The 24,782-nt window shown below is 69.0% G+C and carries 24 protein-coding genes; 11 read left to right on the top strand and 13 right to left on the bottom strand.

Annotation, left to right across the window (positions count from 1 at the left end; translation table 11 throughout):
- Window positions 1–138: 138 nt before the first annotated feature.
- Together ilvD and ACIO52_RS27680 are read right to left on the bottom strand one after the other, a co-directional pair.
- Window positions 139–1,980, bottom strand: a complete 1,842-nt coding sequence (gene ilvD / locus ACIO52_RS27685; protein ID WP_218719205.1) for a dihydroxy-acid dehydratase — start codon at window positions 1,978–1,980, stop codon at window positions 139–141.
- Between the two features lie 299 nt (window positions 1,981–2,279).
- On the bottom strand, window positions 2,280–3,020 hold the full coding sequence (locus ACIO52_RS27680; RefSeq protein WP_402647946.1) for a PH domain-containing protein: 741 nt from the start codon (window positions 3,018–3,020) through the stop codon (window positions 2,280–2,282).
- Window positions 3,021–3,366: 346 nt separating this feature from the next.
- Between ACIO52_RS27680 and ACIO52_RS27675 the strand changes: the two genes are divergently transcribed.
- From ACIO52_RS27675 to ACIO52_RS27650, 6 genes are all read left to right on the top strand, one after another.
- Complete coding sequence (locus tag ACIO52_RS27675) at window positions 3,367–5,307, top strand: acetolactate synthase large subunit (protein WP_316575634.1); 1,941 nt, start codon at window positions 3,367–3,369, stop codon at window positions 5,305–5,307.
- Entirely contained in the window at window positions 5,304–5,807 is a 504-nt protein-coding gene (gene ilvN / locus ACIO52_RS27670) for an acetolactate synthase small subunit (RefSeq protein ID WP_019048314.1), read from the top strand. The genes ACIO52_RS27675 and ilvN overlap by 4 nt, the downstream gene beginning before the upstream one ends.
- 50 nt (window positions 5,808–5,857) lie before the next feature.
- Window positions 5,858–6,859, top strand: a complete 1,002-nt coding sequence (ilvC, locus tag ACIO52_RS27665) for a ketol-acid reductoisomerase (RefSeq protein ID WP_186817432.1) — start codon at window positions 5,858–5,860, stop codon at window positions 6,857–6,859.
- 137 nt (window positions 6,860–6,996) lie between these two features.
- Window positions 6,997–8,361 carry a DUF2252 domain-containing protein gene (locus ACIO52_RS27660; protein WP_316575633.1) on the top strand — a complete coding sequence of 455 codons (1,365 nt, stop codon included), beginning with the start codon at window positions 6,997–6,999 and terminating at the stop codon, window positions 8,359–8,361.
- A gap of 27 nt (window positions 8,362–8,388) precedes the next feature.
- A complete protein-coding gene (locus tag ACIO52_RS27655; RefSeq protein WP_402647942.1) occupies window positions 8,389–9,276 on the top strand; it encodes an AAA family ATPase in 888 nt (295 codons plus the stop codon).
- A 16-nt stretch (window positions 9,277–9,292) separates the two neighbouring features.
- Window positions 9,293–10,681 carry a VWA domain-containing protein gene (locus tag ACIO52_RS27650; protein ID WP_342800715.1) on the top strand — a complete coding sequence of 463 codons (1,389 nt, stop codon included), beginning with the start codon at window positions 9,293–9,295 and terminating at the stop codon, window positions 10,679–10,681.
- Window positions 10,682–10,693: 12 nt separating this feature from the next.
- Here the strand turns inward: ACIO52_RS27650 and ACIO52_RS27645 are convergent, their stop codons facing one another.
- A complete protein-coding gene (locus ACIO52_RS27645) occupies window positions 10,694–11,146 on the bottom strand; it encodes a nitroreductase family deazaflavin-dependent oxidoreductase (RefSeq protein ID WP_218719209.1) in 453 nt (150 codons plus the stop codon).
- A 41-nt stretch (window positions 11,147–11,187) separates the two neighbouring features.
- A complete protein-coding gene (locus ACIO52_RS27640) occupies window positions 11,188–11,643 on the bottom strand; it encodes a carboxymuconolactone decarboxylase family protein (RefSeq protein WP_218719210.1) in 456 nt (151 codons plus the stop codon).
- A gap of 178 nt (window positions 11,644–11,821) precedes the next feature.
- Between ACIO52_RS27640 and ACIO52_RS27635 the strand changes: the two genes are divergently transcribed.
- On the top strand, window positions 11,822–14,329 hold the full coding sequence (locus ACIO52_RS27635; RefSeq protein WP_402647938.1) for a tetratricopeptide repeat protein: 2,508 nt from the start codon (window positions 11,822–11,824) through the stop codon (window positions 14,327–14,329).
- Here the strand turns inward: ACIO52_RS27635 and ACIO52_RS27630 are convergent.
- Complete coding sequence (locus ACIO52_RS27630; protein ID WP_316575630.1) at window positions 14,289–14,822, bottom strand: DinB family protein; 534 nt, start codon at window positions 14,820–14,822, stop codon at window positions 14,289–14,291. The two genes, ACIO52_RS27635 and ACIO52_RS27630, sit on opposite strands and share 41 nt — an antisense overlap.
- Window positions 14,823–14,912: 90 nt before the next feature.
- On the opposite strand from ACIO52_RS27630, the gene ACIO52_RS27625 reads away from it, so the two are divergent.
- Window positions 14,913–15,869, top strand: a complete 957-nt coding sequence (locus ACIO52_RS27625) for a YafY family protein (RefSeq protein ID WP_342800717.1) — start codon at window positions 14,913–14,915, stop codon at window positions 15,867–15,869.
- 3 nt (window positions 15,870–15,872) lie between these two features.
- On the opposite strand, the gene ACIO52_RS27620 is transcribed toward ACIO52_RS27625, so the two are convergent.
- The 4 genes from ACIO52_RS27620 to ACIO52_RS27605 form a co-directional block, all read right to left on the bottom strand.
- Window positions 15,873–16,265, bottom strand: a complete 393-nt coding sequence (locus ACIO52_RS27620; RefSeq protein WP_402647935.1) for a hypothetical protein — start codon at window positions 16,263–16,265, stop codon at window positions 15,873–15,875.
- Window positions 16,266–16,379: 114 nt separating this feature from the next.
- Window positions 16,380–16,622, bottom strand: a complete 243-nt coding sequence (locus tag ACIO52_RS27615; RefSeq protein ID WP_218719217.1) for a hypothetical protein — start codon at window positions 16,620–16,622, stop codon at window positions 16,380–16,382.
- 76 nt (window positions 16,623–16,698) lie between these two features.
- On the bottom strand, window positions 16,699–17,634 hold the full coding sequence (locus ACIO52_RS27610) for a hypothetical protein (RefSeq protein ID WP_402647933.1): 936 nt from the start codon (window positions 17,632–17,634) through the stop codon (window positions 16,699–16,701).
- A 386-nt stretch (window positions 17,635–18,020) separates the two neighbouring features.
- A complete protein-coding gene (locus ACIO52_RS27605; RefSeq protein WP_316575626.1) occupies window positions 18,021–19,226 on the bottom strand; it encodes a hypothetical protein in 1,206 nt (401 codons plus the stop codon).
- A 9-nt stretch (window positions 19,227–19,235) separates the two neighbouring features.
- Here ACIO52_RS27605 and ACIO52_RS27600 point away from each other — a divergent pair, with 9 nt between their 5' ends.
- Window positions 19,236–19,511, top strand: coding sequence for a hypothetical protein (locus tag ACIO52_RS27600; protein WP_218719291.1), 276 nt, complete (start codon window positions 19,236–19,238; stop codon window positions 19,509–19,511).
- A 238-nt stretch (window positions 19,512–19,749) separates the two neighbouring features.
- On the opposite strand, the gene ACIO52_RS27595 is transcribed toward ACIO52_RS27600, so the two are convergent.
- Both ACIO52_RS27595 and ACIO52_RS27590 read right to left on the bottom strand, forming a co-directional pair.
- Window positions 19,750–20,721 carry an HNH endonuclease gene (locus ACIO52_RS27595; protein WP_402647929.1) on the bottom strand — a complete coding sequence of 324 codons (972 nt, stop codon included), beginning with the start codon at window positions 20,719–20,721 and terminating at the stop codon, window positions 19,750–19,752.
- A 33-nt stretch (window positions 20,722–20,754) separates the two neighbouring features.
- Window positions 20,755–21,399 carry a hypothetical protein gene (locus tag ACIO52_RS27590; RefSeq protein WP_402647926.1) on the bottom strand — a complete coding sequence of 215 codons (645 nt, stop codon included), beginning with the start codon at window positions 21,397–21,399 and terminating at the stop codon, window positions 20,755–20,757.
- Between the two features lie 65 nt (window positions 21,400–21,464).
- On the opposite strand from ACIO52_RS27590, the gene ACIO52_RS27585 reads away from it, so the two are divergent.
- Entirely contained in the window at window positions 21,465–21,890 is a 426-nt protein-coding gene (locus ACIO52_RS27585; protein ID WP_402647923.1) for an NUDIX domain-containing protein, read from the top strand.
- Here ACIO52_RS27585 and ACIO52_RS27580 read toward each other — a convergent pair.
- Window positions 21,887–23,176 (bottom strand): hypothetical protein, encoded by a 1,290-nt coding sequence (locus ACIO52_RS27580; RefSeq protein WP_402647920.1) that lies wholly within the window; start codon window positions 23,174–23,176, stop codon window positions 21,887–21,889. The genes ACIO52_RS27585 and ACIO52_RS27580 overlap by 4 nt on opposite strands.
- Before the next feature lie 285 nt (window positions 23,177–23,461).
- On the opposite strand from ACIO52_RS27580, the gene ACIO52_RS27575 reads away from it, so the two are divergent.
- A complete protein-coding gene (locus ACIO52_RS27575; protein WP_218719230.1) occupies window positions 23,462–23,665 on the top strand; it encodes a cold-shock protein in 204 nt (67 codons plus the stop codon).
- A 112-nt stretch (window positions 23,666–23,777) separates the two neighbouring features.
- Here the strand turns inward: ACIO52_RS27575 and ACIO52_RS27570 are convergent, their stop codons facing one another.
- Window positions 23,778–24,560: an MHYT domain-containing protein gene (locus ACIO52_RS27570; RefSeq protein ID WP_218719231.1), complete on the bottom strand. Its 783-nt coding sequence runs from the start codon at window positions 24,558–24,560 to the stop codon at window positions 23,778–23,780.
- Window positions 24,561–24,782 lie beyond the last annotated feature (222 nt).

Raw genomic sequence — 24,782 nt, 5'->3', positions numbered from 1 at the left:
CACCCCCCGCGCCCTCCTCCCCCCCCCCCCCGCGTGGGGGGGGCGCGGGCCGGCACCCCCCCCCCCCCCCGCCCCCCCCCCCCCGCCCCCCCGCCCCCCCCCCCCCCCCCCCCCCCCCACTGCTCGCGGGTAAGGCGATTACGGCACCTTGCGGACGGCACCCTTGTCGGCCGAGGTGGCCAGCGCCGCGTAGGCGCGCAGGGCCGTCGTCACCGGACGGACGCGGTCCACCGGCTGCCACGGCCGCTCCGAGGCCTCCATCTTGGCGCGGCGCTCGGCCAGCACCTCGTCGGAGACCAGGACCTCGAGCGCGCGGGTGTGCACGTCGACGCGGATGCGGTCACCGTTCTCGATCAGGCCGATCACGCCACCCTGGGCGGCCTCGGGGGAGATGTGGCCGATCGACAGGCCCGAGGTGCCGCCGGAGAAGCGGCCGTCGGTGATCAGCGCGCACACCTTGCCCAGGCCCGCGCCCTTCAGGAAGGCGGTGGGGTGCAGCATCTCCTGCATGCCGGGGCCGCCGGAGGGGCCCTCGTAGCGGACGACGATCACGTCGCCGGGCTGGATCTTCTTGCCCAGGATCATCGAGACCGCTTCCTCCTGGGACTCGACCACCACGGCCGGTCCCTCGAAGGTGAACAGCTCCTCGTCGATGCCCGCGGTCTTGAGGATCGCGCCGTCCGGGGCGATGTTGCCGCGCAGCACGCACAGCCCGCCCTCGACGGTGTAGGCGTGCTCGATGTCACGGATGCAGCCGCCCGCGGCGTCGGTGTCCAGCGAGGACCAGCGGTTGCTGGTGGAGAACGGCTCGACGGTGCGCACGCCACCGGGCGCGGCGTGGAACAGCTCGATCGCTTCCTCGGAAGCCTTGCCCGAGCGGATGTCCCAGGTGTCGAGGAATTCCTCGTAGTCGGCGGTGTGCACGGTGGTCACGTCGGTCTCGAGCAGCCCACCGCGACGCAGTTCGCCGAGGATGGCGGGGATGCCGCCGGCGCGGTGCACGTCCTCCATGTGGTAGTCCGAGTTCGGCGAGACCTTCGACAGGCACGGCACCCGGCGGCTGATCTCGTCGATGGTGCTCAGATCGAAGTCGATCTCGCCCTCCTGCGCGGCGGCGAGGGTGTGCAGCACGGTGTTGGTGGAACCGCCCATGGCGACGTCGAGGGCCATCGCGTTGCGGAAGGCCTTGGCGTTGGCGATATTGCGGGGCAGGACCGAGGCGTCGTCGTCCTGGTACCAGCGCTTGGCGATGTCGACGATGACGGTGCCCGCCCGCTCGAACAGCGCGCGGCGCGCCGAGTGCGTGGCCAGCGTGGAGCCGTTGCCCGGCAGGGCCAGGCCCAGCGCCTCGGTGAGGCAGTTCATCGAGTTGGCGGTGAACATGCCCGAACACGAACCGCAGGTCGGGCAGGCCGAGCGCTCGACCTCGTCGAGGCCCTCCTCGGAGACGGCCTGGCTGGCGCTCGCCGAGATGGCGCTGACCAGGTCCAGCGGCGCGTGCGCGACACCGTCGACGACCACCGCCTTGCCCGCCTCCATCGGGCCGCCGGAGACGAACACGGCCGGGATGTTGAGCCGCATGGCGGCGTTGAGCATGCCGGGAGTGATCTTGTCGCAGTTGGAGATACACACGAGCGCGTCGGCGGTGTGCGCATTGGCCATGTACTCGACCGAGTCGGCGATGATCTCGCGCGAGGGCAGCGAGTACAGCATGCCGCCGTGGCCCATGGCGATGCCGTCGTCGACGGCGATGGTGTGGAACTCGCGCGGCACGCCGCCCGCGGCGCGCACGGCCTCGGCGACGATGTCGCCCATGTTCTTGAGGTGCACATGGCCGGGAACGAACTGGGTGTAGGAGTTCGCGATCGCGATGATCGGCTTACCGAAATCGGAGTCGGTCATGCCGGTGGCGCGCCAGAGCGAGCGGGCGCCCGCGGCATTGCGGCCGATGGTGGTGGTGCGTGAGCGAAGCGGTGGCATGGGGGAGTCCTCGTAGTGTCGCTGGGTGCGTCCAAGCGTGCGCGCAGGGGGCTGACCTGCGCCGCACAAGGCGAGTGCGCGGTGCGTCCGGCAAGCCTGCACGTTACTCCGGCGCGCGGTGGTCGCGTCGCGCCGGTGGTGGGTGCGGGTGGGTGCCGGAACCGGGCTCGAGGCGGGAGTGTCGCTCCGGAAGGTGTCGCCGCGGTGGTGCCGTCGGCGCGGGGTGCCCGGGTGCCGTCAGCGTACCCCTGCAACCGCAGGCGGCGCCGTGCCGATTCCCACAGTGACGGAGCCGACCCTCACTCCGTGGTGCCGGGCTCCTCGGCTTCGGACTGCTCGGCCTTCTTCGCCTCGGCCGCCCGCTCGGCGGCGACGCGCTCGGCCTCGGCCTGCTCGGCGGCGGCGAACACATCGGGCAGGCGGCCACCGGAGGCGTCGATCAGTTCACGCAACCGGTCGTAGCCCACCGCGGGCAGCCGGACCTCGGAGTCGTCGGCCAGCCGTGCCTTCACCGCGCCACGCTTGGGAATGCTGATGCCCTTGACCTGTGCCCAGTCGAGGTGCTTCGTGCCGACCATCGTGCTCAGGTCCAGGCCCGCGTCGGAGATCGTGGTGTGCGTCCGCACGACCCACCAGATCGCCACGAGCGGGAGCAGCAGCAGCCACCACAGTCCCGCCGGCCAGCCGACGAACGGGAAGAACACGCAGAAAGCGAGCACCAGCACGCCGATGTAGGCCAGGCGCGGCACCCCGATGACGTGCACGCCCGGCGTGGGCGTGGTCGACCTGCGCGGCACCAGCAGCCAGACGACGACCGCGGTGGGCACGATCAGCCCGATCCGCAGGCCCAGCGACCAGTCCTGCACGGTGCCGACGACGACGAAGATCAGGTACGCGAGCACCACCGCGGCGATGGCCGCGAGCCTGCCCGGGCTCGCCGAGCGCAGGCCGCCGGGTCGCGAGGAGCGACCCGTATCGGTTCCCTCGGCGGCGGTGTGGGACGATTTAGCCGGTGGCACGGACTGATGCGGTGATGACACCCTCCTATCCTCGCATCCTGGTACACGGACCCACGCAACCACTCACGTCCCACATAATGGGACGCAGAGAGTAGTCTGTTTGACTCTTCGGCTCACGCGCGCCTAACGTCGTGCTCGTGAATCGAACCGAGTTGCTCGTAATCGGCCGGCGCGTCCAGCGTTGAGCCTGACTGCCTGAGTCGAATACGTCAGCTCGCGTTGCGACGCGCCACCCTCGAACAGCCATGGCTGGTCGGGGGCTTTTTTGTGTTCGGGCATTACCCGACGCGGCGGGTCGCAAGGCACCGCGTGTCAGGCACACCAAGTGTTGTCCGGGGTCAGAACGACAAAGTTAGGAACGAAGACGGTGAGTGCACCAACCGCACGGCCCGGGCCATCGGCCCGCAGGTCAGCGCCTTCAGCGGGACAGTCGAACCAGACTGGTAACCCGGCGACCAACCCCACCCGCCGCCAGGTCGCGCCCGAGCGCGTCACCGGCGCGCAGTCGGTGGTCCGGTCCCTCGAAGAGCTCGACGTCGACACCGTATTCGGCATTCCCGGCGGCGCGGTCCTGCCCGTCTACGACCCGCTGTTCGATTCCACCAAGGTCCGCCACGTCCTGGTGCGTCACGAGCAGGGCGCCGGTCACGCGGCGACCGGCTACGCGCAGTCCTCGGGCAAGGTCGGTGTGTGTATGGCCACATCGGGCCCCGGCGCCACCAACCTGGTGACCCCGCTGGCCGATGCCCAGATGGACTCGGTCCCGATCGTGGCGATCACCGGTCAGGTGCCGTCGAGCCTGGTCGGCACCGACGCGTTCCAGGAAGCCGACATCTCCGGCATCACCATGCCGATCACCAAGCACAACTTCCTGGTCAAGGACCCGATCGACATCCCGCGCATCCTGGCCGAGGCGTTCTACCTCGCCGCCTCGGGCCGTCCCGGCGCCGTCCTGGTCGACATCACCAAGGACGCTCTGCAGGCCCAGACCACGTTCTCGTGGCCGCCGGAGATGCGGCTGCCCGGCTACCGTCCGGTCACCAAGCCGCACGGCAAGCAGGTGCGCGAGGCCGCCAGGATGATCCTGGAGTCCAAGTCGCCGGTGCTCTATGTCGGTGGCGGTGTCATCAAGTCCGACGCCTCGGCCGAGCTGCTGGAGCTGGCCGAGCTGACCGGCATCCCGGTGGTCACCACCCTGATGGCGCGGGGCGCGTTCCCCGACAGCCACACCCTGAACATGGGCATGCCCGGCATGCACGGCACCGTCGGCGCCGTGGCCGCGCTGCAGAAGTCGGACCTGCTGATCACCCTCGGCGCCCGCTTCGACGACCGCGTCACCGGTCAGCTGGACTCCTTCGCCCCCGACGCGAAGGTCATCCACGCCGACATCGACCCGGCCGAGATCGGCAAGAACCGCCACGCCGACGTCCCGATCGTGGGCGACGCGCGTGAGGTCATCGTCGAGCTGATCGAGACCCTCAAGGCCGATCCGCAGTCCGGCGCCGCCCCGCTGCTGAACCTGACCGAGTGGTGGGCCTACCTCAGCGGGATCCGCGACAACTACCCGCTGGGCTGGAAGACGCCCAGCGACGGTTCGCTCTCGCCGGAGTTCGTCATCGAGACGCTGGGCCGGCTGGCCGGTCCCGACGCCGTGTACTGCGCGGGCGTCGGTCAGCACCAGATGTGGGCCGCGCAGTTCATCAAGTACGAGAAGCCGCGCACCTGGCTGAACTCCGGTGGCCTCGGCACCATGGGTTACGCGGTTCCCGCGGCCATGGGCGCCAAGATGGGCACCCCGGAGAAGGAGGTCTGGGCGGTCGACGGTGACGGCTGCTTCCAGATGACCAACCAGGAGCTGGCCACCTGTGCCGTCGAGGGCGTGCCGATCAAGGTCGCGCTGATCAACAACGGCAACCTCGGCATGGTCCGCCAGTGGCAGACCCTGTTCTACGAGCAGCGCTACTCCAACACCGATCTCGGCACGCACACCCTGCGCATCCCCGACTTCGTGAAGCTGGCCGAGGCCCTGGGCTGCGTCGGCATCCGGGTGGAGAAGGAAGAGGATGTCGAGGCCGCGATCCGGCAGGCGCAGGCGATCAACGACCGCCCGGTCGTGATCGATTTCATCGTCGGCAAGGACGCCCAGGTGTGGCCGATGGTCGCCGCGGGCACCAGCAACGACGAGATCATGTTCGCCCGCGGCATCCGCCCGCTCTTCGACGAGGACGAGCAGGTCTCCGAGCCCGCCGTCATCCACGAGGCGATGGAGCGCGAGCAGGCGGCCTTCGAGAAGGGTTCCCAGGAATGAGCACCACCCACACCCTGAGCGTTCTCGTCGAGGACAAGCCGGGCGTGCTGGCGCGTGTCGCGAGCCTGTTCTCGCGCCGCGGCTTCAATATCGAGTCGCTGGCGGTCGGCGGCACCGAGATCCCCGAGATCTCGCGCATGACGATCGTCGTGACCGTCGACGATCTGCCGCTCGAGCAGGTCACCAAGCAGCTCAACAAGCTGATCAACGTCATCAAGATCGTGGAGCAGGACGCCGACGCCTCGGTGGCCCGCGAACTGATCCTGGTGAAGGTGCGGGCCGACGCGTCGGTGCGCACCCAGGTGATCGAAGCCGTGCAGTTGTTCCGCGCCAAGGTGATCGACGTCTCGCCCGACGCGCTGACCATCGAGGCCACCGGCACCCGGTCCAAGCTGGATGCCCTGCTGCGCATGGTCGAGCCCTACGGCATTCGCGAGATCGTGCAGTCGGGCGTGGTCGCAGTCGGACGCGGTCCGAAGTCGATCACGGCCACCCGCTAACTTTTACCCACCAGAAATTATCCAGAAGGGACTCCACAGTGGCAGTCGAGATGTTCTACGACGACGACGCTGACCTGTCGATCATCCAGGGCCGCAAGGTCGCCGTGATCGGCTACGGCAGCCAGGGCCACGCGCACTCGCTGAGCCTGCGCGACTCCGGTGTCGACGTCCGCGTCGGCCTCGCTGAGGGTTCGAAGTCGCGGCCGAAGGCCGAAGAGGCCGGTCTGACCGTCGGCACCCCCGCCGAGGTCTCCGAGTGGGCCGACGTGATCATGGTGCTGGCGCCCGACACCGCCCAGGCGTCGATCTTCACCAACGACATCGAGCCGAACCTGAAGGACGGCGACGCGCTGTTCTTCGGCCACGGCCTCAACATCCACTTCGGTCTGATCAAGGCTCCGGCCAACGTCACCGTCGCGATGGTCGCCCCGAAGGGCCCCGGCCACCTGGTGCGCCGTCAGTTCGCCGACGGCAAGGGCGTTCCGGCCCTGATCGCGGTGGACCAGGACCCGACCGGCGAGGGCCAGGCGCTGGCGCTGTCCTACGCCAAGGGCATCGGCGGCACCCGCGCCGGCGTCATCAAGACCACCTTCAAGGAAGAGACCGAGACCGACCTGTTCGGTGAGCAGGCCGTCCTCTGTGGTGGCACCGAGGAGCTGGTCAAGACCGGTTTCGAGGTCATGGTCGAGGCGGGCTACGCCCCCGAGATGGCCTACTTCGAGGTCCTGCACGAGCTGAAGCTGATCGTCGACCTCATGTACGAGGGCGGCATCGCGCGCATGAACTACTCGGTGTCCGACACCGCGGAGTTCGGTGGCTACCTGTCCGGTCCGCGCGTCATCGACGCCGACACCAAGGAGCGCATGAAGGCGATCCTCAAGGACATCCAGGACGGCACCTTCGTCAAGCGCCTCGTCGCCAACGTCGAGGGCGGCAACAAGGAGCTCGAGGGTCTGCGCAAGGAGAACGCCGAGCACCCGATCGAGGTCACCGGCGCCAAGCTGCGCGGCCTGATGAGCTGGGTCGATCGCCCGATCACCGAGACCGCGTAAGTTCTCGCTGTTCGCTGTCGAAGGGCCCGTTCGCCGCGCGCGAGCGGGCCCTTCGCCATCGATTTGCCGATCGGCCGCTGAGGTCGGGTTCGGCGCGCGTCCTTGCTGTTGATCACCGATAGCGCGAGACTTGCTCGATGACGAATCAGACGGTGGAGGACTTCGCGGACGAAGCGGTCGCACAGGGCAAGGCGGCGCGCAAACGGATCTCGCGCTCGGAACTGGGGGAGTGGGGCGCGGGGCCGGACCGGGAGGATCCGGTCACCATTCTGGAACGTCAGGCCATGACCAGGGTGCCGGAGCTGGTGCCCATCCGGTATGCCCGGATGAGTCTGTCCCCGTTCACCTTCCTGCGCGGCGCGCCCGCGATCATGGCGGCGGATCTGGCCAAGAGCGCCAACACCGGCCTGACGGTGCAGCTCTGCGGTGACGCCCACCTGTCGAACTTCGGGCTCTACGCCTCGCCGGAGCGCAACCTGGTCTTCGACGTCAACGATTTCGACGAGACCCTGCCCGGTCCGTTCGAGTGGGACGTCAAACGCCTCGCGGCCAGTGTCGCCGTGGCCGCTCGCGACAACGGGTGCGAGGACGATCGGGCCGCCACCGCCGTCGAAGCCGCCGCCCGCGGCTACCGCGAGGCCATGCACATGCTCGCCGAGGCCGACAGCATGTCGGTCTGGTACGAGCGGGTCGACGCCGAGCAGGTCTACGACCTGATTCAGAAGCCGAAGGTGCGCAAGAAGCTCGACCGTGCCATCAGCACCGCCCGCGGTAAGACGAGTCTGCAGGCGCTGAACAAGCTCACCGAGCCCGACGCGAACGGTATTCCACGCATCAAGAACCAGCCGCCGCTGCTGGTGCCGATCGAGGTGCCGGACGAGAAGATCATCAAGGAGGTCTTCGCCGACTTCCGCCGTAGCCTGCCCGACGAGCGCCGGATCCTGCTCGACCGGCACCGCCTGGTGGATCAGGCGATGAAGGTGGTCGGTGTCGGCAGCGTCGGCACCCGGTGCTTCATCGCGTTGATGATGGACAAGGAGACGGGCAGCCCGCTGTTCCTGCAGCTCAAGGAGGCCGAGACCTCGGTGCTGGCGCCGCACCTGAATCCGAGCAAGTATCACCACCAGGGGCATCGGGTGGTGGTCGGGCAGCGATTGATGCAGTCGGCCAGCGATGTCTTCCTGGCCTGGGCGACCGGGCCGGCCGGCCGGTTCTTCTACATGCGGCAGCTGCGCGACATGAAGGGCTCCGCCGACGTCGCCAATCAGACCCACAGCGAGCTGGCCCAGTACGCGGAGCTGTGCGGCTCGGTGCTGGCCCGTGCGCACGCGCGCTCCGGCGATCGCGTCGCCATCGCCGCCTACCTCGGCAAGGGCGACGTTTTCGATCGCGCGATGGGCGAGTTCGGCCTCGCCTACGGCGACCAGACCCTCGCCGACCGCCACTCTCTGCTCGCCGCCATCGACTCCGGCCGCATCACCGCGGCCCCGCACGCCTACTGAGGTCCTCGCCGCCTACACTGGTTACCGATGAGTAAGTTCTTTGCCTCGGTGGACCAGGTGCAGGACCGGCTGACCGCGGCCGGCTACCTGCCGTCCCCCGACATCGCGACCGCGGTCTTCCTGGCCGATCACCTCGGCAAGCCCCTGCTGATCGAGGGGCCCGCGGGTGTCGGCAAGACCGAGCTCGCCAAGGCCGTCGCCGCGGCGGTCTCGGCCGAGCTCATCCGCCTGCAGTGCTACGAGGGCATCGACGAGGCCCGCGCGCTCTACGAGTGGAACCACGCCAAACAGCTGCTGCGGATCACCGCGACCTCGGGGGAGACCTGGGAGGGCACCCGCGACCACGTCTTCACCGAGGAGTTCCTGCTCGCCCGTCCGCTGCTGGCCGCCATCCGCAACCCCGATCCGACGGTGCTGCTGATCGACGAGCTCGACAAGGCCGACGTGGAGCTGGAGGGCCTCCTGCTGGAGGTGCTCGGCGATTTCCAGGTGAGCATTCCCGAGCTCGGCACGGTCACCGCCGTGCGCAAGCCCTTCGTGATCCTCACCTCCAACGCCAACCGCGACCTGTCCGAAGCGCTGAAGCGGCGCTGCCTGTACCTGCACATCGACTATCCGGCGGCCGAACTGGAGAAGGCGATCGTCCGGCTCAAGGTGCCCGAACTGGACGCGGACCTGACCGAGCCGGTCGTGGCGACCGTGAGCGCGTTGCGGCAGCTGTCGCTGCGCAAGGCACCCTCGATCGCGGAGACCGTGGACTGGGCCAAGACCCTGGTCGCGCTGGGTAGCCGCACGCTCAGCGCGGGCGTTGTCCGCGCCACCCTGGGCGTGCTGCTGAAGTACCAGTCCGATCATCGGGTGGCGATCGAACGGCTCGGTCTCGACGATCGGACCGACGGCAGCGTGGCCCGATGACCGGCGCCGTGGCGTGGTGACCATCGTGGCGGCGCACGGCGGTGTCGAAGCACCGATGTCGGATCGCCTGGTCGGCTTCGTCGGGCTGTTGCGCGAACACGGCATCCACGCGGGCCCCAGCGAGACCGTCGACGCCGCGGCGACGATCGTCGCCCTCGGCACCGCAGACTCCCGGGTGCTGCGCTCGGGCCTGGCCGCCTGCCTGCTGCGCCGCAACGGCCAGCGCGCGGTGTTCGATCAGCTCTTCGATCTCTACTTCCTCGACGGCGCCCGGCCGGTCGCCGTGGCGGACGAGGATGCCGATCCGCTGCGCGAGCGGGTCATCGCGGCGCTGATTCAAGGCGCCGACACCGCCGAACTCGCCAGGGAGGCGCTCAATACCTTCGGTGCCTACGGTGGCGCGGGGGAAAGCGCGGGCCGGGTCACCTCGGCGTCGGGCGCGGGCTGGTCGTCGTATCTGACGATGAAATCGCTGCGCCCGGACGAGATCTCCGAACAGGTCGCGCAGACCATGGGCGGGACAGGCCAGTTCGACGCGGCAGTGCACACGATCGAGGCACGTCGCCGGGTGGAGCAGTTCCGTGCGCAGGTGCAGGCCGAGGCCCGGTTGCGCTCGGCGCAGCTGCGCGGCACCGACTACATCGCGCGCCGCGGCGTCGAATCCGGCGCGGACAGTACCGATTTCCTCGGTGCTCGCGAGCAGGACCTGGCCGAGATGCGGCGTCTGGTGCATCCGCTGGCCCGCAAGCTCGCCACCCGCCTGGCGGTGCGCCGCAAGAAGGCCGTGCGCGGGCAGATCGACCTGCGCCGCACCCTGCGCCGTTCGATGGCCACCGGTGGTGTCCCCATCGATCCGGTGCTGCGGGCCCGCCGCCACGGCCGCCCCGATCTCGTCGTGCTGGCCGATGTCTCGGGTTCGGTGACCGGTTTCGCCGAGTTCACCCTGCAACTGGTGCAGGCCCTGCAGGACCAGTTCAGCCGGGTCCGCAGTTTCGGCTTCGTCGACGTGTGCGCCGAGATCACCGACTACTTCACCCCCGGTGAACCACCCCCGGCCGGCTTCGCGCGCGAGATCGTCCGCGACGCCGGCGTGGCCCGCTTCGGCTCCAGCAACTACGGCGAGGCCTTCCAGGGTTTCGTCGACCACTACCTCGACGCCCTGGGCCCACGTACCTGCGTGCTCATCCTCGGCGATGCCCGCACCAACCGCACCGACCCGAATCTGGCCGCGCTGCAAGCGATGACCGAACGGGCCAAGGCGGTGTACTGGCTCAATCCGGAGCCGTCGCGCTCGTGGTCGACCGGTGACTCGGCCGCCCACGTCTACACCGACATCGTCACCATGCACGAATGCCGCACGGTGCGGCAGCTGGCCGAGGTGATCGGCCGGCTGCTGCCCGCGTGAGTTCGCGTCCGGTCAGCGCGGGCTGAGCCGCACCACCGCGTACTCGTGCTCGCTCTTGGCCTGGTACTTGCCGTACCGGGGCTGCGCGGCGGTGATGGACTCCCAGGCCGTGGCCCGCGCCGCGCCGGTCAGCACGCGCGGGGTGACCGGCAGCGGTGCCTCGCCGGGCAGCTCGATGGTGGCCTGGTCCGGGTGTGCCATCAGGTTGAGATGCCAGTCGGGGTGGCCGTTCTTGCCGCCCGAGGCCACCAGCAGCCAGGAGTCGCCGTCGGCGAACCAGGAGATCGGCGTCTGTCGCGGTTCGCCGCTGCGGCGGCCGATGGTGTGCAGGATCAGCACGTCCATGCCCATGAAGGTGCCGTGGCCCGAGCGGACCTTGCGGTTCATCCTGGCGTTCATCCGGTGCTGCATCCACCGGGAGAAACCCCCGTGCGAGCTCTTCTTGTGGGACTGGTTGGTGGTCATCTCGAAGGTTCCTTTCGGTGGATCAGGGGGGTGAACGGGGCTCAGCCCCAGGCGCCGGCGATCTGGCGGGTGGTGGCGTTGAGCCGGTTGAACATGTTGGTGACGCCGATCATCAGCACGATCGAGGCGAGCTGGCGCTCGTCGAAGTAGCTGGCGGCCGCGTCCCAGATCTCGTCGGTGACGGCGTTGGGACGGTCGGCCAGGCGGGTCGCCGCCTCGGCCAGCTCGAGGGCGGCGCGCTCCTCGTCGGTGAAGTACGGGGTCTCCCGCCAGGCGACGACGGTGGCGAGGCGATCCTCGCTGACGCCGGCTTTGCGGGCGGTCTTGGTGCCGCCGTCGACACAGGCGCTGCAGCCGTTGATCTGGCTGACCCGCAGGTGCACCAGCTCCAGGATCTCGCCGTCGACGCCGCCGGTCTGCACGGCCTTGAGGACCTGCTGGATCGGGCCCATCGCGTCGGTGAGGACCATGGCCGGGTTCTGCATCCGAGACTGCATGTCGTTCTCCTTGTTTCCCGTTGTTCTCCGCTGCTTGCGGTGTGACCCAATAACAGCCCGTCGTGCGCCGGAAAACGATGGCTGTGGGACACTGTGGGACAGTGGAAAACGGCCCTGACCTCCCGATTGTCCTCGGGAAACTTCCTGATCCGGGCCGGGACAGCGACAGTGGGAAACGGTGGTTGTGCAACAGCAGACGGCGAAGGCCTACCCGCAGGACGAACTCGCGGCGCGCCTGCGCCTGATCCAGGAGCTGTCGGGCCGCGGCGTGCGTGCGCTGGCTCGCGACACCGGGCTGAGCTCGTCGTCGTTGTCGCGCTACCTCAGCGGGCAGACGGTGCCGCCGTGGCCCGCCGTGCTGGAACTGTGCCGCCTGGTCAAACGCGATCCGCGTCCGCTGCGCCCGCTCTGGGAGCGCGCCAACAACCCGCTGCCCGCGCCGCCGAAGACCAGTCGACAGGTCGCGCCGCCGAGCCCGCCCGCCGACGCCCCACCGCCGCCGCGTAACGACCTGCCCCGCGACGTCCCCGACTTCACCGGCCGGGAACAGGCGCTGGCCGATGTCCTGGCCGCCGTCCGGGCCGACCGCGTGGTCGCCATCGACGGCATGGCCGGCGTCGGCAAGACCTCCCTCGCCGTGCACGCCGCGCACCAGCTGACGGCCGACTACCCCGACGCCCAGCTCTATCTCGACCTGCACGGTTTCACCGACGGCCGTCAGCCGCTGGACCCCGACGCCGCCCTGCGTGCCCTGCTGGCCGCCCTGCAGGTGCCCTCGGAGAAGGTGCCGCAGGACGGTGGCGTCGAGTTGCGGGCGGCGTGCTGGCGCTCGGAGCTGGCCCGGCTGCGCGCGGTGGTCGTGCTCGACAACGTCGCCGACGCGGCGCAGGTCAGCCAGCTGCTGCCGGGCGCGGGCGAGTCGGTCGCCATCATCACCAGCCGCAATCGGCTGCTCGAGCTCGACGAGGTGCCGCCGGTGACCCTCGACGTGCTCACCGCCGAGGAGAGCGCCGAACTGCTGGTCCGTGCCAGTGGTGACGCGCGCGGACCCGACGGCAGGCTCGCGCGGGAGCCGGAGCAGGCCGCGGAGGTGCTGCGGCTGTGCGGCAATCTGCCGCTGGCGTTGCGGCTGGCCGCGGCCCGGTTGCGGCATCGTCCGGGCTGGTCGGTCGGCATCCTCGTCGAGCGAATGGCCGAGGGCGCCACCGAATTCGACACCGCGTTCGGCATGTCGGTGCGTCAGCTCAACCGGGATCAGCGCCGTCTGTTCCGGCTGCTCGGCCTGATCCCCGGCTCCACCTTCACCGACTATGTCGCCGCCGCCGTCGCCGACGTGCCGCTGCGCACCGCGCGCACCATACTCGAGGATCTCCTCGACGCCCACCTGGTCCAGCAGCCGGCCGAGGGCCGCTACCGCCTGCACGATCTCGTCCGGCAGCACGCCCGCCACGCCACCTTCGAACACGATTCCGACGCCGACCGCGAGCGCGCGCTGGGCCGGGTCCTGGACTACTACGTGCACACCGCGGCCGCCGCCGACGCCGCGATGCCGTTCCTGTCGCCCACCCGCCCCGTCTCGGCGGGCTCGCCTCCGGCCGACCTACCGACCTTCCCCGGCCGCGACGCCGCGTTCTTCTGGTTCGTCTCCGAGTACACCAACCTGATGGCAGTGTTCTACGCGGCCGTCGAGGTGGGCGCGAACGTCCACGTGTGCGAGCTGCCGCGCTTCATGCGCGCGTTCTTCGCCCGGCGGTGCGGCACCACCCACCTCAATGCCCTGTTCGAGCAATCCCTGACCGCCGCACAGCATCTCGGTGACCCCCGCCAGCTCGCCGAAGCGCACAGCGACCTGGGTTTCGCCCGCTACAACGCGGGCCGGATGACCGAGGCGGCCGCCGCCTACGCCGCCGCCGCCCCGCTGGTCGCGGCCGCGGGCGACCCGCTGCCGCGCGCCGAGCTGACCATGCGCTGCGCCCAATTACGCTGGGACGAAGGCGATACCGAGGAACCACTCGAACTGTTCCGCCAGGCCCGCGACCTCTACGCGAGCAGCGGTTGCCCGATGAGCGCCGCCGACGCCATGGCCAGCGAGGCGTGGGCCATGCTGCAGCTGGGCCATCGCGAGCAGGCCGCCGAGCTGGCCCGCGAGGCGCTGGCGGTCCCCGCCGACAATCCGACCTGGCCGCCGTCGCTGCAGGCCCAGATCACCCTCGGTGTCGCGATCGCCGCCGACGCGCCGGAGGAGGCGCTCGCGCACCTGAGCAGCGCGCTGGCCTCGGCTCGCGCCGACGGCCACAAGCACAACGAGGCCTGGTGCCTGAACTGCCAGGGCGTCGCGCTGCGCCGGATGGGCCGCTACGAACAGGCCCTCGCCAGCCATCGGGAGGCGTTCGCCCTGCTCGACGACCTGTTCGAGGAGCACTGGAAGATCCACTTCCTCAACGGCTACGCCGAAACCTGCCGGCTGGCCGGTCTTCCCGACGAGGCGTTGCGCCTGTACCGGCAGACCCTGGAGCTGGCACCGAAACTCGGCTACCGCCTCGCCGAGGCGCTCGCGCACCAGGGCATCGCCGACGTGCTCGAACCCACCGACCCGGACGCCGCCGCCGAGCATCGCGCGGCGGCCCAGGCCATCCAGTCCGAGCTCAGCCCATCGACTTCGCTCCATCCAGCGATTCCCGAATGATGTCGGCGTGGCCGGAGTGCTGCGCCGTCTCGGTCATGATGTGCATGAACACCCGGCGCGCGCTCCAGCGTCCGCCGGGCTCGAACCACGGCGCCTCCGGCAGCGGCTGAGACACGTTCAGGTCCGGCAGCGTGCGCACCAGCTCGTCGGTGCGCGCGGCCACCTGCTCGTACTCGGCCAGCACGCCCGCGAGGGTCTCGTCCGGCAGCAGCACGAACTTGTTGCTCCACTCGGCGATCTCCGCCTCGCTCATCGAGGAGAAATCGGGTCCGGCCGCGGGCCCCTCGACGATGAACTTCGCCCAGTTCGCCTCGACCGCCGCCACGTGCTTGATCAGCCCACCCAGGGTGAGCTCGCTGGCGGTGGTCCGCATCCGGGCCTGCTCGTCGGTCAGCTCGCGGGTGGTGAAACGCAGGAAGTGGCGGTGCTTGGCCAGCATCTCCAGCAGGTCGGTGCGCTCGGTGTCGAGGAGGGGGGAAGCGGTGGTGGTCATGAGCTGGTTTCCCTTCGTTGTCGGTATGAAAGCCAAGGTAGAACCCATTGCGGTCACTTTCTGTCCGCAATGTGCGCGAGAATGGAAAACATGGCCGACACGAGCGCTCGCACCCTCCGTCTGCTGTCTCTGCTGCAGACCCATCGCTACTGGCCGGGCACGGAACTGTCCGAGCGGCTCGGTGTTTCGCCACGGACGCTGCGCCGCGACATCGATCGTTTGCGTGAGCTCGGCTATCCGGTGGACGCCCGGCCCGGCGTCGACGGCGGCTACCAGCTCGCCGCGGGCGCCGCGCTCCCGCCGCTGGTCCTCGACGACGACGAGGCCGTCGCCATCACCGTCTGCCTGCAAGCCGGCTCCCAGGGCGCGGGCGACGGCCTGGCCGAGCCGTCGGTCCGCGCCCTGGCCAAACTCGTCACTGTCCTGCCCACCCGCCTGCGCCGCCGGGTCGACGCGCTGCGCGCCATGACCGTCTCCGCCGGCTGGAACGCCGTCCCGCTCTCCGACGTCGACCCGGCCGTGCTCACCGACCTCGCGCTGACCTGCCGCGGCGAGGAACGTCTCACTTTCACCTACACCGCCGCCGACGGCCGCACCAGCGCGCGCGAGGTGGAACCGCACCGCCTGGTCTCGCTGGGCCGCCGCTGGTATCTCGTGGCCTACGACCTGACCCGCCACGACTGGCGCAACTTCCGCGTCGACCGTCTCACCGACTCCCGCGCCACCGGCATCCGGTTCCGCCCCCGCGACCTGCCCGCTCCGGACGCCGTCACCTTCGTCCGCGACGGAATGGGTTCGCGCCGAACGGGGTACACCGTCACCGCCGAGATCGAAGCGCCCGCCCTCGACGTCCACGCCCGCGTCGGCCGCTGGTGCGCCGTCACCGCGCTGCCCGCCGACCGCTCCCACATCGAGATGACCGTCGACAACCTCGACTGGCCGATCCTGTTGCTGGGCAAGGTGGAAGCCGAGTTCCGCGTCCTCGGCCCGCCGGAACTGACCGAGCGGCTGGCGGAATGGGGATCACGGTTCCGCGCCGTGTCGTAGTCCTCAGCTTCGGGTCACGCAGGGGTGATAGTCGGCGGAACCGGGCTCGATGGCATCGGGCGACACCGTCGCCAGCGTCACCAGCGCCGCGTACAGGCCGACCCCGACGAGCGCGAGCCCCGCCACCGGAATCGCCCCCACCTTCCACCGCGCGTCGCCGCGCGTCAGCGACACGATCAGCCCGGCCAGCAACACCACGGTGCCGATCAGCAACCCGGCCCCGAGCGAGTTCAGCAGCACCGCCCCGCCGGGAACGTCGACCGCCACCGCGCAGTGCGTCGCGAGCAGCTTTCGCTCTCGCTCGTCCAGCAGATGGTCCGCCGCGATCAACGCGCCGACCGCGCCACAGAATGCCGCCACCGCGGCACCGAAGAAGACCAACGGCCCGCGTGTCATTACCCGAACTCCTCGCATCGAAATGATGCGCTCATTCTGGGTATCCCACACCGCCGCTGGCAATTCCGCGCACAGCAGGGGCCTGCCCCCACGGGGAGAGCAGGCCCCGATCGATCAGTCGCAGCTACCGAAAGCGCCGTGCGGCAGCAGCTGATGCAGCCACTTGCGCAGCGGGTTGTGTCCGAGGTGCAGCCCGTTGTCGTGGTCGTGCCAGCCGCGGTCGACGAACTCGGCCGCAGCGGGCGGCTGCGCCGCGTGCGCGCCGGCCGGACCGGCGATACCGACGAGCGGGAGGGCGAGGAACGCGCCGGTCAGCGCGAGTCGGAGCAGGCGACGGTGGGATTGTTTCGAGCTCACAGGTGAATCCTTTCGAACCAGATCGTGCAGGCCTACACCCTGCCCCAGATTCCCGCCGCTGTCGTCCCCTGATCTGTCAGGCCCGGTATCCGTCCTGCGGACGATGATCCTGCGGTGGTCCAGTGGGGCGCTGATATCCCTGTGGTGCCCCCTGATTCGGTGCCGGGCTGTCGGGCCGCTGCGCGTCGGGCCGCAGCGGTGCGCTGGGGTAGGGCGTGGGCTGGGCTCCCGAGTGCAGCGCACCGAGCGCCGGTTGGGCGCCCGCATGCGGGGCGCCGGGAGCTTGCTGCCGTCCTGCATCAAGTGCGTCGGGAACGGGCGGCATGCCGGGATATGGTGCACCGCCGGTGAACTGGGCCCCCGGAGGCTGGGCGTGGAGCGCTTGATGCGGTGCGCCCGGCCCTGGTCGGCCCGGCACACCGGCCATCGACGGTATGCCGGGATGCCTGCCCAGCTCCCGCGTCCCCCTACCGCCGGGCGGTCGGGCCGCCCTGCACCACCGCCGGGTCGACGGCAGCACCGCGAGCACGAACGCCACCACCGGAAACACCAACAGCAGCACCGACACCATCCACGGCACACTGCGCTCCACCGAGAACAGCCCGTTGAACACCGACTGCCCCAGCACCGCGTCCAGGTGACGCCCGATCGACAGGTCGTACTGGATCAGCTGGACCGCGGTCGACATCGCCGTCACTACATACGCGCCCAACGTCCCGACGCTTCCCAGCGCCACCAGTGTGGGCCCCGCCCCACGTCGCCGGAACAGCAGAATCGCCCCCACCGACAGCGACACCGCGGACAGCACATCGACCAGCAAGGTCGCCCCGGATACCACCGACACCCACCCCGGCGCGATCCCCCACCCGAACACCCCGGTCTCGCTCCGCACCATCCTGAACAGCCCGAACAGCACCCCCACGGCCCCGGCGATTCCCCCGAGCAGCGCGAGCACCGCCGCCACCACGGCCGTCCCGCCACTGGCAGGCCGCTGATCGGCAACCCTGTACATCCGCTCCTCCTCGCTGTTTCCGGTCGACCCCACCCTCTCCCGGATTCGCCCCGCTGTCTCGTCCACCGACACGCATCCAGCCCACGAGTGAGCCCGCCGCCCTACCCAGTTACCCGGACTGGCGGTCGAATACACGAAGCCCCGGATCCCGTAGCCACGATGGTGTGGCGGTGCACTCGCTCTGTTTCGCGTGCCCTGCGGGAGCGAAGTCCGTCGAATGCGACCACCTCCGTTCGCCGGTAGACCTCGGTGAGGGGCTTCGTGTACTCGCGAAGGCGAATTCGGAGAAGTCGCTGATGTGGGCGATCGTCCTGTTGGTGGGTTCTCCGGAGGCCGTCGCGGCGGCCCGCCGGTGTAACGAGGCGGCCGGCGAGGCACCTCTGTCATCAGCCGTTGCGATACCGCTGCATCCGCCGCCGCCGGAAGAACAACTGATCGACCGCGACCGGATCGACCGCGGCCGTGATGTCCGCCAACCGAGTGTCGTAGTGATGCTCGTGGATGCACCGATGCAGATGTGCCCGCCGCTCCGGCACCAGATCCGACCACACCGCGCCGAAACGCCCCTGCGCCTCCGGCCCCGACACCGCGACCAGATCGAGAAGCGCAGGCCAGGAACTGGTCTCGGTGGCGTGCGCCGGCAATTCCGCGACCGTCGCGTCCGACAGTGCCGCCAGCGCGTACCCGACCACACCCCGGATGGTGTCGTCCATCCGCGACATCAACGTGAACAGCCCCCGCCAGCTCCCCACATCACTGCGATCGTCGAGCGGCGCGACCAACCCGACGCCCACCCCCGGATCGGTGAACACCGAATTCCCCACCAGCGTCCACAACCCGAGCGGCGTGAGATGCCCGACCACCGTGAGGAACTCGGGCACCGCGCCCACCTCGATCGCGTTGCGCACCAGATTCGCGACCTCCCGCTGCGGCGCGCTACCGAACAGCACGTCGCCGACCCGGCTGATCACATCCGGCGCGCACCGCGAGAACACCGACAGCGCGGCGTGTTGCAGCGCGGGCCGCCCCGCCATCACCGCCTGCGCCATCCGCGGAATCCGCCGATGCGGCCCATCGAGCAACTGCCGGATCACCGAGCTCAGGATCTCGGAATCGTAGGAGTACGCGGCGGAGTGGATCAGCCCCGCGTCGTCGTGCACGTCCGCCTCGACCGCGGCGATCAGCTCCGGTGTGGCGCACGCCAGGAACGGCCCCGCCGTCACGTAGTCACACCGCCGCAGCAGCTCGTTGACGATCTCGACTACCGGCCCCGGCGGCGCCACATCCGCCAGCTGCGCGATCGCCCGCGGATCCAGGTAGGGCGCGCAATCCGCCGCGTACCCCGGATCGAGCATCATCAACGTCTCCGCGGCCTTGACCGGATGTTCCACCCCCACCGACCCCGCCGCCCGCCCGGTCGTCATCGGCGGAACCAGCCGCTGCACCAACGGAATCGAGATCGACAGCGGAATGAACGGCACCAGCGCGCTGATCCGCCGAAACGTCTCGGTGTGCTGATCGAACAGCACCCCCGCGATCTGCTGCTGCAACTCGTGCAACCGATCGGCCCCCAGATACCGCAGATGCTGCACCCGCTGAGGATGAACATGCAGCGTGCGAGCCAGCAGAATCAACTGCGCCCGCGTAGTCAGATCCGTCATCTGCCGCCGAACATGATCTTCTTCGTCACCGCGCGAAACGGCCGGGGCAACGCCCCCAACATCGAGTCGATCGACTTGTCCAACGCCTTCGCCTCGAACGTCACCGCCGCCCGCATCAACTCGAACAAGTCCCTGGCCTCATCAGCAGGCAAACTCTGTAGCGAGGGCAGCGCCACGGGCACGCCACCCTCACGGTCACTTCGATTCGTCATGTGACTCCTGGGTAACGCGAACTCACCCCCGAGGATGCCGCCTCCACCCGCCCCCGACCCCCAACTTCACGAAGATCTGTGCACAACAACGAAAACAACGACACGAATACATGTGAACCGACGTCCCACAGACGAAGTTTCCGCAAGATTCGCCTCTTGACAATGCCCAGAATGCCCGTCCTCGATGGTTCAGCCCGTCACGCAGGCGAATGAGGCGGTTTCGACAGCCGCGCAGGGTCTCGTCAGTCGACCTCGTCGTTGCCTGGTGACGCGAGGCTCGTCTGCACCGGGTGGATCGGCCACGCCACGTCCATGCTGCCGGCGAAGCGCTCGAACCGGAGTCCAAGGCGATCCTTCGACGGCCTATGAGATTCCTGGTCCGGTAGTACGGCCAAAGGGTGACCATCGAGTTCACGGAACCCGTGGGTGATGACCGGTCCGCTGTCGGTGGAATCTCTCAATGTCTCGCTGATGTGCACTCGGTAGTCGGGAGAGATGCCCAAAAGGTCCGCGTCATATGCGGCGTGGTGGATTTTGCAGAGGGCCAGTCCGTTGTCGACCACGGGGTTGCCGTCGGATTCGGCATCACCGATGATATGCGCGCCATCCAGCAAAGGCGGAAAATCCAATCGGCAGACGGCGCATCGCCATTGGTAGGCAACCAGCAGTCGACTCCGGAATTGTCGCTGATGTAGTCGACGCCGCTTTGTTTCCACGGAGTACCGCTTCTTGATCTCCGGATCATCGGTGAGTGCGTCAAGGTCGACGGGCTCATCTCCGGTATCGAGAGAGATGATGACTCGACGGTTCTCGGGGTCGTCCTCGACGATGTAGACCGGGAACACGGGCTTGTAGCGGACCACTGACCCAGCCTTGAATCCGCGATGCCAGATGACCGGGAGTTTCAGCTCGAATGCTCTGCGTAGCTTCGTGTTGTCACCGTCGGTGGACCCCTCTCGGTAGGCATACGCGAACAGCCCATCTCCCAGATCTACGTCCGGATAGCTACTATCCGGCGTCGATAGGATGGATAGCGTGGCCATGAGGTCCCGCGGGTTCCAGATGCCCTTGCTACGATCTGCAATCCTGCAATGCGCACCATCAAGTTCGAAATACTCGAGATCGCGACGCTGCAGGATCGGCTTCACTACGAGCAGTTCTGCCAACTGAATGAAGATTTGTTCGCGAAATGCTCGCTCTGCCCCGAGGTCCACACCGGAAGTTTGCCACATTGCGACGGGATGGCGTCAATTCGTCGCGCGGACCTTGATGGCGTCGTGGGAGATGAGGACGTCGTATTCGCCGGGGGTGGCGATGACGGCGTTGCCGTAGGCGGATTTGACGAAGGGGGAGGTGTACCAGGTGCCGGTGTTCATGTCTTCGAAGAAGTCTCGGTCGCTGCCGTTGAGCATGATGTGGTCCTGGTGGGTGGCTTTGCCGTCGAGGCGCTGGCCGTAGAGGCGGGTGATCTTGTAGCCGGAGTGGAAGCCGAGGGCGTTGACCCAGGGGTGGAGTTCGACGATGTTGGCTTGCAGGGCCCAGAGGTTGCCTTCGACGCGGTGGGTGGTGCGGGTGTCGACGGCGCCGTCGTCGTCGAAGAGGGTCAGTTCGATCTCGAGTTGGTCGGACTGTCCGGCAACGGGTTTCGCGGTGACGTGGGCGGCGGTGATCTCGCCGGTCAGGCCCAGGTAGGTCTGGAGGAGGGTGGCGATCCAAAGCAGGAGGGTGGCGACGAGGAGCAGGGCCAGGCCGGGGGCGCCACGGCCCAGGATGGTCTTGAGGCCGCCGCGGCGGCGGGCCGCGAGGGCGGCGGAGACGAGCAGGGCTACGGCGAGTGCGAGCAGGGCGAGCAGGCCGATCTGGGCGAACCCGAAGGTCACCGGGAAACTCATGTACCGGTTGTACCCCGAATTCGGCTGTAACAGGGGCGGTCTCGGTATCTCGGTAGGGTGAATTCGTGGACAAGTATCGGGTACTCGTCGGCGTTCATCTGGTGCTGCTCGACGGTGACGGGCGGGTGTTGTTGGGGCGCAGGCTCGCTACCGGCTTCGGGGACGGGTTGTTCCATGTGCCCGCGGGGCATCTCGAGGCGGGGGAGTCGGCGGTGGCGGGGTTGATCCGGGAGGCGCGCGAAGAGGTGGGCGTCGAGATCGACGCCGGGGACGTGGCATTCGCGCATGTGCTGCACAGCGACGAGCGGGTGCAGATGTTCTTCGTCGTGCGGCGCTGGCGTGGGGAGGTTGTCAATCGGGAACCGGAGAGGTGTTCGGAGCTGCGGTGGTTCGATCCGGCACAGCTCCCGGCGGAGATCGTCGAATACTGCGAGGTCGGGGTGCGGGCGGCGCTGGCCGGGCGGGTGTTCTCCGAGTTGGGCTGGGACTAGGCGGCTGGTCGGCGGCGCTGGATCAGCGCGATCGCGGCGGTGCAGGCGAGCGCGATGCCGATCGAGGCCGTCGCGGGGATCGGACCGCGGTCGACGTCGGCGGTGCGGTACCACGACGAGGAGTAGGCGAGGTGGCCGAATTCGTCGTCGCTCAACGCGACTCCGAGTGAGGGCACGAACAGGATCGACAGGCCGACGACGGCGGAGGTGGGACTCCCGGGGACCGCCGAGCCGACGCAGTATCCGCACACCGCGCCCAGCGCCAGACAGCCGACGGCGGCGTTGAGGGCCGCCGGCGGGTCGAGCAGGTCGGTGGCCAGCACGAATACCGACAGCGCGACCACGGTGGCCGCGGCGAGGATCGCGCGCGGTGCGCGCAGACCGACCAGCAGCCCGGCGCCGAGAGCGATCATGGTGCCCACGTCGACCAGGCCCGAGCGGGGCAGGGTGATGACGAGGCTGCCCGCCACGGCGAATGTGGTCATCAACAGCAGCAGGACGCCGTCGCGGTCGGGCAGGATCAGCGCGGCCGTCGTCGCGGCCGCCACGACGACGATCGCGCCGACGAGCACGTACGGGACGGTGATCTCGCGCACGGCCACCGCCAGCGACGCCGCCAGGATCGCCGAGAAGGCGATGACGGCGGCGAACACGGGCGCCAACGGGATCGCGGTGTCGAGGACCGGGCGCGGCGAGGTGGTGGTCGTCGCCGCGAAGTAGCCGAGGGCCAGGACGGTGGCCGCGATGAACCACAGCGGCAGGGTGCCGGCGAGGACGCCGTCGAAACCGGCCGAGGTCTCGTCGGTGGGCGCCTCGGTGAGGTCACCGAGCACGGTCGCGGCGGGCACGGCGAACAGGTACACCCCGCGCAACAGCGGGGCGGGCCAGACCGCGACGGCCAAGGCGCCCACCGCCATTCCGGCCAGGAGGGCGTCGACGAAGTTCAGGGTCGGCAGGGACAGGCCGGTGAAATGCGTGCTGTCGGCATTGCGGGCCAGGACCAGATGACTGAGCAGGATTCCCGCGAGCGCGACCAGTGCCGTCCACCGGGCCGTGCGCACGCTGCCGACGGCGACGGTGACCGCGGCGGTGATGACCGCGACGAACGCGCCGCCGGTCATCGCGCGCGGGATGTTGAACACCAGCAGGTCGACGTGGCGCGATTCGGCCAGAGCGGCGAAGCTGATCGGCAGCATGATGGCGAGGACGGCGACCGCGGCGGCCACGAACACCGTGACCGCTTCGGCAGCGGTCCGCAGCTCGGTGACGTTGGGCCGCCGGGTCATCGGGCGGCCCGCACGGGTGGTCGCGGGCTCTTCGGGCGTCGCGCGATGGGGGCGTGCACCGAATCTCCGTTCTCGCGACCGGCTGGGTCCGGGCGGACCTGCGAGGGAGTCTATCCAGGGCCGATGCGCGCGCGGGCGCACGTGAGGTCCGCCGCCGCCGTGTCGCGGACCGGTCACCTGCCCGGTGGTGCCGCCGGTCGCCGCCGCCCTGCTGCCGGTGCCGGACCCAGGCATGCGACGATGAACGAATCTGCATGTCAGGTAAATGATTCGGAAGGTCGGTCGATGCCGAACGGCGTTGTGAGCTGGTTCGACAGCGGTAAGGGATTCGGGTTCATCACCCCCGACGCGGGCGGGCCCGAGGTGTTCGTGGAATACACCGAGCTGGTCGGTGCGGGGTTCCGCACGCTACGGGCGGGTCAGCGGGTGGAATTCGGGGTCAGGGAGACCCGGCGCGGACCGGAAGCACAGCACGTGCGGGTCGTCTAGTGACCCCGACGGCATAGATCGCCGTGTGGTCGCGGCCGGCGAGACGACCGCGCTGACGATCAGCAGCCGGGCGCTGAGCCGGAGTGTCTCCCCGGGGTACGACAGATTCGGCCTAGTTCTGGCCGCTCGGCCAGAACCGGCTCGCGCGCTGACCGTGCACGGGCCGGGCCAGGTTGGGGTCCTCGGCCTCGGTGATGCCGACCTGCATGAGCAGGATCATGGTGACCATGCTGATGCCGATGATCAGCGGGGTGAGCAGCTGGGTCGCGGTGGCGCCGGTGGCGTGGGCGACGTGGGCGCTGGTGTGCGCGCTCATCGAGAACATGCCGGTGTAGTGCATGCCGCAGACGGCGACGCCCATCAGCAGGGCGGCGCCGATGGTGGCGACGATGCCGTGAACGTGCAGCGCGAACCAGAGCGCGGCGGTGGCGGCGACGACGGCGATGACCATCGACACGGCCACCACGAACGGGTCGTAGACGATCTCGATGTCGGTCTTCATCGCGTACATGCCGGAATAGTGCATCGCGCCGACCCCGAGTCCGGTGATCGTCCCGCCCACCGGGAGAGCCGCGCTGTCCCAGCTGCGCCGCACCACGATGGACAGTCCGAGCCACACCACTCCCATCGCGACGGCGGCGCTGAACAAGGTGATCGGGACGTTGTAGCGGATGGTCGCGCCGTGGACGGAAAACCCGAGCATCGCGATGAAATGCATGACCCAGATTCCGGTCCCGCCGAGGGCGATCGCGGCCGCGGTGAGCCAGCCGCCGTGAGTACCGGAAGCGCGCGAGCGAACCATGCAACGCAGTGCCAGCATCGACCCGAGGACCGACATGAGATACGCCAGCAGCGGGGTTACCCAGCCGTAGGTGAAATGGTTGATGTCCAGCACTGTCTACTCCTTGCGTGATTTCTCCGCGAGGTGTGCGATCCCTCACGATCTCGGAAAATACGCTGGTAGAAAATTTGCCGTACTGGGTTTCTCGAAAATGTCTAGGGTTGCTGACGGTGATACGTCACCGTGCCGTAGAGATGTCGATGGTGAACCGTGCCAGTCGGTTTGCTCGGCGCTACCCAGCTAATCCGGCATCCGTGCCGCAACTGCCTCGGCATA

The organism is Nocardia sp. NPDC087230, from assembly GCF_044744725.1.
Classification (GTDB): domain Bacteria; phylum Actinomycetota; class Actinomycetes; order Mycobacteriales; family Mycobacteriaceae; genus Nocardia; species Nocardia canadensis.
Note: the sequence above shows the minus strand (reverse complement) of the source record. Positions and strands in the feature narration are given on the sequence as shown.

Excerpts from the sequence above, each read along its gene's own strand:
- ACIO52_RS27625 (WP_342800717.1), top strand. The coding sequence starts at position 14,913 with ATGGCCGACACGAGCGCTCGCACCCTCCGTCTGCTGTCTCTGCTGCAG.
- ACIO52_RS27580 (WP_402647920.1), bottom strand. The coding sequence starts at position 23,176 with ATGACCCGGCGGCCCAACGTCACCGAGCTGCGGACCGCTGCCGAAGCG.
- ACIO52_RS27610 (WP_402647933.1), bottom strand. The coding sequence starts at position 17,634 with ATGTACAGGGTTGCCGATCAGCGGCCTGCCAGTGGCGGGACGGCCGTG.
- ACIO52_RS27600 (WP_218719291.1), top strand. The coding sequence starts at position 19,236 with ATGAACATGCAGCGTGCGAGCCAGCAGAATCAACTGCGCCCGCGTAGT.
- ACIO52_RS27645 (WP_218719209.1), bottom strand. The coding sequence starts at position 11,146 with ATGACCACCAACCAGTCCCACAAGAAGAGCTCGCACGGGGGTTTCTCC.
- ilvD (WP_218719205.1), bottom strand. The coding sequence starts at position 1,980 with ATGCCACCGCTTCGCTCACGCACCACCACCATCGGCCGCAATGCCGCG.
- ACIO52_RS27655 (WP_402647942.1), top strand. The coding sequence starts at position 8,389 with ATGAGTAAGTTCTTTGCCTCGGTGGACCAGGTGCAGGACCGGCTGACC.
- ACIO52_RS27660 (WP_316575633.1), top strand. The coding sequence starts at position 6,997 with ATGACGAATCAGACGGTGGAGGACTTCGCGGACGAAGCGGTCGCACAG.
- ACIO52_RS27590 (WP_402647926.1), bottom strand. The coding sequence starts at position 21,399 with ATGAGTTTCCCGGTGACCTTCGGGTTCGCCCAGATCGGCCTGCTCGCC.
- ACIO52_RS27630 (WP_316575630.1), bottom strand. The coding sequence starts at position 14,822 with ATGACCACCACCGCTTCCCCCCTCCTCGACACCGAGCGCACCGACCTG.
- ACIO52_RS27640 (WP_218719210.1), bottom strand. The coding sequence starts at position 11,643 with ATGCAGTCTCGGATGCAGAACCCGGCCATGGTCCTCACCGACGCGATG.
- ilvC (WP_186817432.1), top strand. The coding sequence starts at position 5,858 with ATGTTCTACGACGACGACGCTGACCTGTCGATCATCCAGGGCCGCAAG.
- ACIO52_RS27575 (WP_218719230.1), top strand. The coding sequence starts at position 23,462 with ATGCCGAACGGCGTTGTGAGCTGGTTCGACAGCGGTAAGGGATTCGGG.
- ACIO52_RS27620 (WP_402647935.1), bottom strand. The coding sequence starts at position 16,265 with ATGACACGCGGGCCGTTGGTCTTCTTCGGTGCCGCGGTGGCGGCATTC.
- ilvN (WP_019048314.1), top strand. The coding sequence starts at position 5,304 with ATGAGCACCACCCACACCCTGAGCGTTCTCGTCGAGGACAAGCCGGGC.